The sequence below is a fragment of the Cognatilysobacter xinjiangensis genome (assembly GCF_014651995.1).
In the GTDB taxonomy this organism is placed as follows: domain Bacteria; phylum Pseudomonadota; class Gammaproteobacteria; order Xanthomonadales; family Xanthomonadaceae; genus Cognatilysobacter; species Cognatilysobacter xinjiangensis.
On the sequence record NZ_BMXY01000001.1, the window covers coordinates 1,729,686 to 1,741,615 of the forward strand.

The following is an 11,930-nucleotide window of genomic DNA, read 5'->3' on the forward strand; positions in this document are numbered from 1 at the left end:
ACGGCGCGGGCGGGAGTCCGCGCCGAAGCCGCAACCCGTTCAGAGCGCGCGATGCACCGCTTCGCCGAACAGAGCGGTGTGATGGCTGCAGTCGTTCAGGCGCACGACGTCGAGGCGGTCGACGGACGGGCCTTCCAGCAGGTTCACCGTCGTCGGCGCCTGCCGGAAGCGCCAGAGATGGGCGAGCGGCAGGCCGAGTACGCGGCAGAGCAGCACGCGGTTCACCGCGTCGTGCGCGACGACCAGCAGCGTGTCGTGGTCGCCGAGGCCCTCGCAGGCGCGTGCGAGCGCCGGCCACGCCCGGTCGAGCACATGCTGCAGCGATTCGCCGCCCGGCATCAGCACGTCGTGCGGCGCGTCGCGCCAAGCGGCGAGGCGCTCGCCGTCGCGCGCGCGGATCTCGCTGGCGAGCAGGCCCTCCCATTCGCCGTGCGCGATCTCCATCAGGCCGGGATCGGTGCCGAGCATCGGCGCACGTTCGCCGAGCGCGATCTCGGCCGTGCGCCGCGCGCGGACGAGCGGCGAGGCGACCGCGCGGCTGATCGGCACGTCGCGCAGGCGCAGCGCCAGCGCCGCGGCCTGCGCTTCGCCGACCGGCGAGAGCGCGATGTCTTCCTGGCCCTGGTAGCGGCCTTCGGCGTTCCAGGGCGTTTCGCCGTGGCGGGCGAGGATGATCTTCATGCGTACGCCCTCAGACCTGCTGGATCGAGAACACGCCCGGCGTCGCGCGCAGCAGCGCGAGCTGGTCGTCGTCGATCTCGCGGTCGATGGTGATCGCCGCGCGCGCATAGCCGTCGCCCGCGGCGCCGAGCGCGAAGTTGATGATGTTGATGCCGGCCGCGCCGAGCTGCGAGCCGACCGTGCCGACCATGCCGGGACGGTCCTCGTTGCGCATCAGCAGCACGTGCGCGAGCGGGTCGAACTCGATCTCGACGCCGTCCAGCGCCACCACGCGCGGCGCACGGTGCAGCGTGGCGTCGATCTCGCGGTGCACGGTGCGGCCGCGGTCGTCCTGGCCGTCCACCGCCAATCGCACCAGACGGTCGTAGCCGTCGCCCTCGCCGCCGATGGTTTCGGACACTTCGAGGCCGCGCGAAGCCGCTTCCTGCAGTGCATTGACCGGCGTGACGCGCCCGGATGCCGCGCCCAGCAGCGAGGACACCAGCAGGCGCGTGAGCGGCCGCGTATCGAGGCCGTCGGTGCGGCCGGCGTAGCGGATGTGCAGGCGCGTCGGCGCGGGCACCAGTCGCGAGGCGACCCGACCGAGCGCGGTCATCAGCGGCATCCACGGGCCCACTTCGCGGGCGGCCTCCGCGGTGAGCGGCGGCAGGTTCACGCAGCCGGCCACGGCGCCGGTGCCGACGAAGTCGATGATCTGCCGCGCCAGGATCGTGCTGACCGCCTGCTGCGCCTCGCTGGTGGACGCGCCGAGGTGCGGCGTCAGCACCAGATTCGGGTGGTTGCGCAGTTGCGAGTCCGACGCGAGCGGCTCGGTCACGAAGGTATCGAGCGCGGCGCCGGCGATATGGCCCTCGTCCAGCAGCCGCAGCAGCGCGGCCTCGTCGACCAGCCCGCCGCGCGCGGCGTTGATCAGCAGCGCGCCCGGCTTCATCGCGCGCATGCGCGCTTCCGACAGCAGGTTGGTGGTCTCCTTCGTGCGCGGGATGTGCAGCGTCACGATGTCGGCCCAGGCGAGCAACTCGTCCAGCGACATCAGCGGCACGCTGCCTTTGCCGGCGGCCGATGCCGGCAGGAACGGGTCGTACGCGGCGACCTCCATGCCGATGCCCTGCGCCTTGCGCGCCATCGTGCCGCCGATACGGCCGAGGCCGATCACGCCCAGCCGCTTGCCCTCGAGCTCGAAGCCGGTGAGCCCGTTCTTGGGCCACTGGCCCGCCTTCATGCCGGCGTCGGCCTTGGGGATGTGGCGCGCCAGCGCGAACAGCAGCGCGATCGCGTGCTCGGCGGCCGCCAGCGTGTTGCCGTCGGGCGCGTTCATCACCGCGATGCCGCGCGCGGTCGCCGCGTCCACGTCGATGGTGTCCACGCCGGCGCCGGCGCGACCGATCACCTTCAGGCGTGTGGCCTGCGCGAGTGCCTCGGCAGGCACCCTGGTGGCCGAGCGCACGAGCACGGCGTCGACGCCGGCCAGCGCGGTGGCCAGAACGGCGGGGTCCTTGATCGGCTCAGGCGCGACTTCGACGTCCCAGCCGGCGTGGCGGAACATCTCGAGGCCGTCTTCATGGATTCCATCGCATGCCAGCACTTTCATCGGTCGCGCTCCGTAAGTAGGGAAGCGCGGATGTCCTGCCAGCCGGCCGTCGCACGGGCCCATGTCGGGCACGACGGTGATGCGGTGTAGCGGCACTGCAAGCATGCGGCGGGCGCACGCAGGGTCCATCGGGTCGGGAGACGGGGCCGGCTGGCATGGGAATCCGCGACGTCCCGGAGCCTAGCAGATGATCGCGGCGTGCCCAGTACTGGCCGATCGGCGGCGCCGCGATCACGATGGCCTTCCACCCGCGATGGAGATGCCGACATGCCGACCGCACAGGGCCGTTTCGAAGTGCGCCGCACGCCGCAGGGGCCGCTCGAGCTGGGCGACACGCAGGGCATCCACATGCGCTTCGACAAGACCTTCGAAGGCCCGCTGGTCGCGACCAGCGTGGTGCACATGCTCGCGGTCGGCACCGCGATGGAAGGCTCGGCCGGATATGTCGCCCTGGAACGGCTCGAGGCGACACTCGACGGCCGCGCGGGGCGTTTCTCGATGATGCATTTCGGCGTGATGGATCGCGGCACGCCGTCGCTGAAACTCGAAGTCGTGCCCGACTCGGCCGACGGCGGACTCGCCGGCCTGCGCGGCTCGATGCGCATCGACATCACCGACGGCGCGCACTTCTACAGGTTCGACTACGAGCTGCCGCCGGCCTGATTGCCGCGCCAAACGAAACGGCCGACGCTCGCACGCCGGCCGTTCGCATCGGTTACGCCGTGGCGGGACGGCTTACTTCTTCTCGGGCACGCCCATTTCCGCCAGCAACTGCGGCGCCGGGAAGACTTCCTGCATGACCCAGCGCATGTAGCGCTGATCGACCGCGATCATGCGGGTCATCACCGGGTCGAACACCCAGTTGCTGCTCACCGACTCCCAGTTGCCGTCGAAGGCCAGGCCGACGAGGCGGCCCTGCGCGTCGAGCACCGGCGAGCCGGAATTGCCGCCGGTGATATCGAGGTCGGACAGGAAGTTCACCGGCACCGTGCCGAGGCGCTCGTCGGCGAGGCCGCCGTAGTTCTTCGCGGCGATCGCGTCGAGCTGCGCCTTCGGTGCGTCGAAGGGCTCGACGCCCGTGGCCTTCTGCGCGACCTGCTCGAGCCTGGTGAACGCGTCCTGCTTCGAGCCATCGGTCTTGGTGTAACCCATGACGTTGCCGAAGGTGATGCGCAGCGACGAGTTGGCGTCGGGATAGACGAACTGGCCCTTGCTTTCCTTGTAGTCGGCCACCGCCTGCAGGTAGACGGGACGGTAGACCAGCGTCTCGCCGGCGCGCGTCTTGGCCTGCTCCTCGAGCTTCAGGATCGTGGGCATCACCGCGACGGCGAAGCGGATCGCCGGGTCGGTCGAGGCCTCGAGGGTGGCGCGATCGGCCTGCATCAGCGACAGCCGCGTCTGCGTGTCGCCGAGCTTGGTGGCCGACAGCGTGTCCAGCGCGCGCGTGATCGCGGCTTCGTCATTGCCGCCCAGCCAGCTATCGACCGCGGCGATGCGCTGCGCCTTCGCCAGCTTCAGGTACTCGCGCAGCCAGTAGGCGACGAGCTCGCGATCCATCTCCGGATGGTAACGGCGCTCCATCTGTCGCAGGCCGCCCTCGAAGGCCGGCAGGTCGCGCTGCTGGTAACCCGACTCGCGCTCGGCGTCGGGCTTGGCGCGCTCGATCGACAGGCGGTAGAGCGACGTCGCTGCGCCGATCACGCCCGTGTTGCGCAGCTGACCGAAAACGAGGTCGCGGTCGCGCGTGGCGCGCTGCTCGTTGCCGAGCTTCACCAGGCGATCGTGCGCTGCGAGCCCGGCCTTGCCGTTCGCGCCCTGCGTGCGCAGCCATGCGAGCACGGCGTCTTCTTCCGCGCGCTTGGTCTTGGCCGCGCCGATGCGCTCGAAGCCTTCCAGCTGGCCGTCGTAGTTCTTCAGCACGTTGTTCCAACTCGCCATCGAACTCGCGTACTTCACCGCGATGTCGGGATTGCGCTTGCCGGCCGCCTCGACCATCGCCACGACGTTCTTGTAGTGGCGGCTGATGGTCGGATAGGTCCAGCCGGCGGTCGCGTCGAAGTCCGAGGCGAGCGCGTAGCGGCTGGTTGAACCGGGGTAGCCCGCGACCATCACGAAGTCGCCCTCGCCCAGCGGACGCTCGGCGATCCTCAGGTGGCGCTTGGGCTGGTAGGGCACGTTGTCCGGCGAGAAAGCGGCCGGCTTGCCATCCTTGCCGACGTAGGCGCGGTAGAACGAGAAATCGCCCGTGTGGCGCGGCCACATCCAGTTGTCGATGTCGCCGCCGTACTTGCCGATGCTCGCCGGCGGTGCGTACACGAGACGCACGTCGCGTATCTCGAGGTTACGGAACAGGCGGTACACGTTGCCGCCGGAGAAGCTGTACAAGCGGCAGCGGAAGCCGCCCTCGGCCTCGCAGTCGGCGACCAGCTTCTTCTCCAGCGATTCGACCGCGCGCGTGCGCTCGATCGGCGTCTTCGCCGCGGCGATCGCGGCCTTCACCTGCGCGGTGACGTCCTGGATCGAATCGAGCACGTAGATGCGTGCGTTCGGGCCGGCGGAGAGCTCGTCCTTGAACGCCGGCGCATTGAAGCCGTTGGCGATGAGGTTGTTCTCGGGCGTCGAGTTCAGCTGGATCGCGCCGTACGCGCAGTGGTGGTTGGTCGCCACCAGGCCCTTGGGCGAAACGAAGCCGGCGGTGCAGCCACCGAGCGAGACGACCGCGCCCAGCGGATCACCGGTGAGATCGGACAGCTGTTCGGCACTGAGTTCGAGGCCCGCCTTCTTCAGCGGACCGGCGATTTCCGGCAGCTGCTGGGGCACCCACATGCCTTCGCCGGCGAAGGCGCCGGTGGAGGCAGCGAGCGCGGCGAGGGTGGCGGCGGCAAGCGTGGTCTGACGCATGGAGAGTTCCTGTTGCGGTGATCGGGTCGCGACGACGCCAATGGTCGATCGCAGGCTTCGCGGGCGGGCGACGGATCGCCGGCCTGCACGTTTCATTCGGCCGGCAGGCCCATCTCGGCGAGCAGTTGCGGCGCCGGGTAGACCTTCGCCATCAGCCAGCGCATGTAGCGCATGTCGACGTGGATGGCGCGCTTGTAGTTCGGGTCGTACTTCCAGCTGGCGCTGACCGACTCCCAGTTGCTGTCGAAGTTCAGCGCGATCAGCTTGCCCTCGGCGTCGAGCACCGGCGAGCCGGAGTTGCCGCCGGTGGTATCGAGGTCCGTGAGGATGTTGACGGTCTGGGTCTTGATCGACGGATCGGCCGTCGTGCCGAAGTCGCCCTTCGCGATCGCCGCGCGCAGCGGCGCGGGCGCGTCGAACGGCGCCTCGCCGGTGTGCTTCTCGACGATGCCGCCCACCGTGGTCACCGGTACGTAGTTCACGCCGTCGCGCGGCGACATGCCCTTGAGGTTGCCGTAGCTCACGCGCAGCGTGGAGTTCGCATCCGGGTACACCGCCCTGCCCTGCGACTGGCGGTAGGCGATCAGCGCACGCATGTAGGACGGGCGCAGGCGCAGCAGCTCGCCGTCGCGCACCTTGGCCTCATCCTCCAGCCGCATGACCGCCGGCATCAGTGCGGCGGCCGCCTGCAGCAGCGGATCGGCATCGGCCTTGAGCGCGGCGGCGTCGCGCCCCATCGCCGCCAGGCGCACCGCGTCGTCGCCCAGCTTCGTGCCGGCATACAGCGCGTCGAGCTTCGCGCGCGTTTCCTCGGCCGTCGTACCGAACACCGCATCGAACTCGGCCACGTGCTGCGCCGCGGGCAATGCCTGGTACTGCGACAGCAGATCGGCCAGCAGCGCCTTCTCGACCGCGGGGTCGTAGCGGCGCTGCACCTGCTTGAGCTGGCCGGTGATCAGCGTCTCGTCGCGCTGCTGGTAGCCGGTCTCGCGTTCGGCGTCGGGCTTGGCGCGCTCGTGCGCCAGGCGCTGCACGGTGAGCGCGGCGCGCAGCAACTGCGTCTGGCTGCGGATCATGCCCAGCAGCTGGTCGCGCTCGCGCATGGCGGAGGCCTGGTCGAGCAGCCTCTGCACGGCGGCGATGTCGTTGCGCGTGGCCTTCGCCGACGGCTGCTTCGCGAGCCAGGCCAGCATCTGGGCCTCGTCGGCCTCGCGCGCCTTGGCGGCGTCGCTGCGGCGCAGGCCGTCCAGCTCGCCCTGTGCGCGCTTGAGCGTGTTCTTCAGGCTCTGTACCTGCGCGGCGTACAGAACGCGCGCCTCGGGCGTGGTCGCGGCCTTGCCGATCGTGTCGATCATCGACTGGCTCAGCGCGACGCGGCTGGGCAGCTGCCAGCCGATCTGCTGTTCGAACTCGCTCGCCATGCGATGGCGGAACGTGACCCCCGGGTAGCCCGCGAGCATCGCGAAGTCGCCTTCGCCCACGTGGCGCGTCGAAACCTGCAGGTGCGCCGGCGGGTTGTAGGGCACGTTGTCGGCGCTGTAGTCGGCCGGCTTGCCGTCGCGGCCGACATAGGCGCGCAGCACGGTGAAGTCGCCCGAATGGCGCGGCCACATGAAGTTGTCGACCTCGTCGCCGTAGTTGCCGATGCCCGCCGGCGGCGCGTACACGAGGCGGATGTCGCGCAGCTCGAGCTGGCGGATCAGGTAGAAGTCAGTGCCGTAGTACATGTTGGCGACGCTGCAGCGGTAGCCCGCCTCGCGCTCACACTCGGCCACGGCCGCCTTGGTCGCTGCGTCCACGGCGTCGTAGTAGGCGCGACCGGTCTTGCCCTTGGCGCCAGCCAGGATGCGATCGGTGATGCGGTCGAAGCCGGTCGTCACCAGCACGCGGTAGTCGGGATTGGCCGGCAACTCCTCGGCGCGGCTGTTGGCGACGAAGCCGCCCGCGATCAGGTCGCGCTCGGGCTTGCTGTTGTACTGGATGACGCCGAACGCGACGTGGTGGTTGGTCAGCACCAGCCCGTCCTTCGACACGAACGCGCCGGTGGCGCCGCCCACCTTCACCACCGCGTTCAGCGGCGGCCGCGTGAGGTCGGCGAGCGCGGCGGGGTCGCCCTCGAAGCCGGCGGCCTTCAGCTGCGGCGCGAGGTCCGGCAATTGTGACGGCATCCACATGCCTTCGGACGCGGCAGCCGGGGCGATGGCGAGGGACAGGGCGGTGGCGAGCAGACGACGGCGCATGGACGGGGATTCCCTTGGAGCAGCCGCCGACCATAGCCGCTCCCGTCCGCGCGCGGCAAACCCGCGCGGGGGCTTCAGGGTGGCCCCCGTATAATTCGCGCTCCACCGCGCGCCGCGCGTCGCAGGCCTTTTCCGCATGTCCGAGACCGCCACCCTCTCCCCCACCTCGCCGACCATGCGCGCCCTCGTCAAGCGCGAAGCCGCCAAGGGCATCTGGATGGAGGAGGTGCCCGTGCCCGTGCCCGGCCCGAACGAGGTGCTGATCAAGCTCGAGAAGACCGCGATCTGCGGCACCGACCTGCACATCTACCTTTGGGACGAGTGGAGCCAGCGCACGATCAAGCCGGGCCTGGTCATCGGTCACGAGTTCGTCGGCCGCATCGTGCAACTCGGCACCGGCGTGACCGGTTACGCCATCGGCCAGCGCGTCTCCGCCGAGGGCCACATCGTCTGCGGCCACTGCCGCAACTGCCGCGCCGGCAAGCAGCACCTGTGCCCGAACACCGTCGGCATCGGCGTGAACCGCAACGGCGCGTTCGCCGAGTACATCGTCATGCCGGCCTCGAACCTGTGGCCGATCCCGGACCAGATCCCGAGCGAACTCGCCGCCTTCTTCGACCCATACGGCAACGCCGCGCACTGCGCGCTGGAGTTCGACGTGGTCGGCGAGGACGTGCTGATCACCGGCGCGGGCCCGATCGGCATCATCGCCGCCGGCATCTGCAAGCACATCGGCGCGCGCAATGTCGTGGTGACCGACGTCAACGACTACCGCTTGAAGCTCGCCGCCGACATGGGCGCGACGCGGGTCGTGAACGTGTCGAACACCTCGCTCAAGGACGTGATGGCCGACCTGCACATGGAAGGCTTCGACGTGGGCCTGGAAATGTCCGGCAACCCGCGCGCGTTCAACGACATGCTCGACTGCATGTACAACGGCGGCAAGATCGCGATGCTCGGCATCATGCCCAAGGGCGCCGGCGCCGACTGGGACAAGATCATCTTCAAGGGCCTCACACTGCACGGCATCTACGGCCGCCGCATGTACGAGACCTGGTACAAGATGACGCAGCTGGTGCTGTCGGGCTTCCCGCTGGGCAAGGTGTTGACTCACCAGCTGCCGGTCGATCGTTTCCAGGAAGGCTTCGACCTGATGGAAGCCGGCAAGAGCGGCAAGATCGTCCTGAGCTGGAACTGATTCGTTCGGACGTCATAGCTGGCGGGATCGACGCGACGCGGCAGACGAAGCCGATGCGCGGCACGCCGTGAATACGTCCATATAGGCTGGTAGGCGGCGTCCATGCCGCCTACGGTCGCGCATCGGCAGCTCGCCTGCCGCTCCCACTTCATCGGAGCCTGTGATGACCCTTACCGAGCGCTATTCGGAAACCCTCGACAAGATCCGCGACGCCGGACTGTTCAAGTCCGAGCGCATCATCACGTCGCCGCAGTCGGCCGAGATCACGCTCGCCGACGGCCGCACGGTGCTGAACTTCTGCGCCAACAACTACCTCGGCCTCGCCGACCATCCGGACATCATCGCGGAAGCGAAGAAGGCGCTGGACACGCACGGCTTCGGCATGGCGTCGGTGCGCTTCATCTGCGGCACGCAGGACTTGCACAAGCAGCTCGAGAAGACGATCGCCGATTTCTTCGGCAAGGAGGACACGATCCTCTACGCTGCCTGCTTCGACGCCAACGGCGGCCTGTTCGAGCCGCTGCTCGACGAAGGCGACGCGATCATTTCCGACGCGCTCAACCACGCCTCGATCATCGACGGCGTGCGCCTGTGCAAGGCCAAGCGCTACCGCTACGCCAACTGCGACATGGCGGACCTGGAGAAGCAGCTGCAGCAGGCCAAGGCCGACGGCGCGCGCACCATCATGATCACCACCGACGGCGTGTTCTCGATGGACGGCTTCATCGCGCCGCTCGACGAGATCACCGCGCTGGCCGCCAAGTACGGCGCACTCGTCCATATCGACGAATGCCACGCGACGGGCTTCCTCGGCGCGAGCGGCCGCGGCTCCGCCGAGGTCAAGGGCGTGCTGGAGAAGATCGACATCATCACCGGCACTCTCGGCAAGGCCATGGGCGGCGCGCTCGGTGGCTTCACCATCGCCAAGCGCGAGGTCATCGAACTGCTGCGCCAGCGCTCGCGTCCGTACCTGTTCTCCAACTCGCTGCCGCCGCACATCGTCGCCGCCGGCATCAAGGCGTTCGAGATGCTCGACGCCGCAGGCGACCTGCGCACGCAGCTGCAGGAGAACACACGCTACTTCCGTGAACGCATGACCGCCGCCGGCTTCGACATCAAGCCCGGCGTGCACCCGATCAGCCCGGTGATGCTCTACGACGCGCCGCTCGCGCAGCGTTTCGCCGAGCGCTTGCTCGAGGAAGGCATCTACGCGATCGGCTTCTTCTTCCCGGTCGTGCCGAAGGGCCAGGCACGCATCCGCACGCAGATCTCCGCGGCACACACACGCGAGCACCTGGATCGTGCCATCGACGCGTTCACGCGCATCGGCCACGAACTTGGCGTGCTGAAGGCCTGATCGTCCCGGCCCGCGTCGCCGCGCGCGGGCCGTCACCGATCACCGCTCCACCCGTGCCTGCATGTCAGGCTGCCGGGATGCGGCTTCGACCTGCCCCGACATGCGCCCCGCCCTGCGCCGCCTGTTCCTGACGGCGCTGCGGGCGGACGCGGAGGCGACGCTCGCAGGCGACGCCTGGACCACGCGCTGCCTGCACTGCCGCACGCGCCTGCAGGTACGCGGCGACGGCACGCCGCTCGGCCATGCGTCGCTCGAACACGTCGTCGCGCAGGCCTGGTTCGGCAAGCGCGCCGCCACGCCGCTCACGGTGCGGGTCGGCGACGACGCCGACGACCCGCGCAACCTCGCCATCGCCTGTGCGCGCTGCAACCACGACAAGGGCAAGGGACCGGATGCGCGCGGTCCGGCCGATACGCGCGCCTTCGAAGTCGTGGACGCACTGCTGGCGCGCCGGCTCGCCCGTTGGCGTGACACGGACGACGCCCGCGCGCAGCGCGGCACGTGGCGCATGCCGCAGCGCTGACGTCAGCGCGATGGACGGACCGGCGCCAGCGATTCGGCTTCGCCGGCATCCAGGAGGCGCCAGGCGCCCTTCGCGAGCGCGCCGAGTGCGACGGGCCCGATCGACACCCGAACCAGCCGCAGCACGCCGATGCCATGCGCATCGAGCAGGCGCCGGATGTGCCGGTTGCGGCCCTCGTCGAGCACGATTTCCAGCCAGGCATTGCGCTGGCCCTGCCGCAGCAGGGTCGCGCGCACGGCGGCCAGCCGTTCGCCGTCGACCTCGCGACCGGCCTCCAGGGCGGCCAGCAACGCCGCATCGGGCACGCGGTCGATCTGCACGTGATAGGTCTTGTCCGGCCCGCGTTCCGGGTCGGTGATCGAGGCTGCCCAGGCCGGATCGTTGCTGAACAGCAGCAGGCCCTCGCTAGCGCGGTCGAGGCGACCGACCGGCGCGATCCACGGAAGGCCCGCATCGTCGAAGCAGCGATAGACGGTATCGCGGCCCTTCTCGTCCTTAGCGGTCGTCACCAGGCCGCGCGGCTTGTTGAGCGCGAGGTAGATCGGTGCTGCGGACGCCTGTTCGACCCCCGCCACATCGACGCGATCGATGTCCATGCGGACGGGAAATTCGGGGTCGCGTACGACCTTTCCGTTGACGGCGACGCGTCCGTCGCGCACCCAAGCCGCCGCCTGCGTACGCGAGCACAGACCGCGCTTGGACAGCACGCGCGCCAGCCCGTGCCGGGGCGACGCCGGCGCACGCATCGGTCGGGCTTACTTCTTCTCGGCGTCGGCCGGCGGCGGCGGAGGCGGCGTGGCCGGCTGCGCGCCCTTGGCGACGCGCACGCCGCGCGCCTTCATCCAGGCGTCGAACTCGTCGGCGGTCATGCGCTTGCCGTTTTGGTTCATGTCGAACCGCCACGGCGTGTTGTCGAACTCGGTCTTGGGCTTGTACGAGGCCGGATCCGTGCCGGGCACGAACTGGCCGGCCGGCGCTGCCGAGGCCGTCGCGCGGCACTTGTCGATGCGCATGCGCAGCAGCACCGCGTCGAGCGTCTGCGTCTCGTCGAAGGCCTGCGCGAGCACGCCGCTGGGCGCGCCCAGCACGGGCGCCGGCGCGGTCAGCTCCGGCGCGAGCGCCGGCATAGTGGCCGGTGCCGTCGCATTGCGCGCCAGCGCGGTGCAGGCGTCCTGCGCCCAAGCGCTTCCGGCGACGAGCAGAAGGGGCAACAGGGCAAGGCGCATGGTCGGTCTCCGGCGGCGTGTGCGGCGAGACAGGATACGTCGTGCTTCGTGAAATCCAACCGCTTCGATCGCGATTCTGCGGCCGTGTACGCGGCCGGCTATTGCCGCACGCATTTAGGGAGGCAGAAAAACGAAGCCCGGCACAAGGCCGGGCTTCGCGGGTACATCCAAGCGCTGCGTATTACGAGTTCTGGACGTTGAGCTCGGTACGAC

The 11,930-nt window shown here is 69.6% G+C and carries 10 protein-coding genes; 4 read left to right on the top strand and 6 right to left on the bottom strand.

Annotated features, from left to right (window positions below; all coding sequences use genetic code 11):
* Positions 1-39 precede the first annotated feature (39 nt).
* Both IE066_RS08375 and serA read right to left on the bottom strand, forming a co-directional pair.
* Positions 40-681 (bottom strand): histidine phosphatase family protein, encoded by a 642-nt coding sequence (locus IE066_RS08375; protein ID WP_189448625.1) that lies wholly within the window; start codon positions 679-681, stop codon positions 40-42.
* A gap of 10 nt (positions 682-691) precedes the next feature.
* Positions 692-2,272 carry a phosphoglycerate dehydrogenase gene (gene serA / locus IE066_RS08380; RefSeq protein ID WP_189448628.1) on the bottom strand — a complete coding sequence of 527 codons (1,581 nt, stop codon included), beginning with the start codon at positions 2,270-2,272 and terminating at the stop codon, positions 692-694.
* A 267-nt stretch (positions 2,273-2,539) separates the two neighbouring features.
* On the opposite strand from serA, the gene IE066_RS08385 reads away from it, so the two are divergent.
* Positions 2,540-2,935: a DUF3224 domain-containing protein gene (locus IE066_RS08385; protein ID WP_189448631.1), complete on the top strand. Its 396-nt coding sequence runs from the start codon at positions 2,540-2,542 to the stop codon at positions 2,933-2,935.
* A 72-nt stretch (positions 2,936-3,007) separates the two neighbouring features.
* Here the strand turns inward: IE066_RS08385 and IE066_RS08390 are convergent, their stop codons facing one another.
* Together IE066_RS08390 and IE066_RS08395 are read right to left on the bottom strand one after the other, a co-directional pair.
* Positions 3,008-5,173: a S46 family peptidase gene (locus IE066_RS08390; protein ID WP_189448633.1), complete on the bottom strand. Its 2,166-nt coding sequence runs from the start codon at positions 5,171-5,173 to the stop codon at positions 3,008-3,010.
* Positions 5,174-5,265: 92 nt separating this feature from the next.
* Positions 5,266-7,413, bottom strand: a complete 2,148-nt coding sequence (locus IE066_RS08395; RefSeq protein ID WP_229790710.1) for a S46 family peptidase — start codon at positions 7,411-7,413, stop codon at positions 5,266-5,268.
* Between the two features lie 175 nt (positions 7,414-7,588).
* Here IE066_RS08395 and tdh point away from each other — a divergent pair, with 175 nt between their 5' ends.
* The 3 genes from tdh to IE066_RS08410 all read left to right on the top strand — a co-directional run bounded on the left by tdh (position 7,589) and on the right by IE066_RS08410 (position 10,491).
* The gene (gene tdh / locus IE066_RS08400; RefSeq protein WP_189448906.1) at positions 7,589-8,611 is read left to right on the top strand and encodes an L-threonine 3-dehydrogenase; all 1,023 of its coding nucleotides are present in this window, start codon (positions 7,589-7,591) and stop codon (positions 8,609-8,611) included.
* 163 nt (positions 8,612-8,774) lie between these two features.
* A complete protein-coding gene (kbl, locus tag IE066_RS08405; RefSeq protein WP_189448635.1) occupies positions 8,775-9,968 on the top strand; it encodes a glycine C-acetyltransferase in 1,194 nt (397 codons plus the stop codon).
* A gap of 100 nt (positions 9,969-10,068) precedes the next feature.
* Positions 10,069-10,491, top strand: a complete 423-nt coding sequence (locus IE066_RS08410; RefSeq protein ID WP_189448637.1) for an HNH endonuclease — start codon at positions 10,069-10,071, stop codon at positions 10,489-10,491.
* 2 nt (positions 10,492-10,493) lie between these two features.
* On the opposite strand, the gene IE066_RS08415 is transcribed toward IE066_RS08410, so the two are convergent.
* Positions 10,494-11,237 (bottom strand): pseudouridine synthase, encoded by a 744-nt coding sequence (locus tag IE066_RS08415; RefSeq protein ID WP_189448639.1) that lies wholly within the window; start codon positions 11,235-11,237, stop codon positions 10,494-10,496.
* 9 nt (positions 11,238-11,246) lie between these two features.
* The gene (locus tag IE066_RS08420; RefSeq protein ID WP_189448642.1) at positions 11,247-11,717 is read right to left on the bottom strand and encodes a hypothetical protein; all 471 of its coding nucleotides are present in this window, start codon (positions 11,715-11,717) and stop codon (positions 11,247-11,249) included.
* Positions 11,718-11,930: the final 213 nt, after the last annotated feature.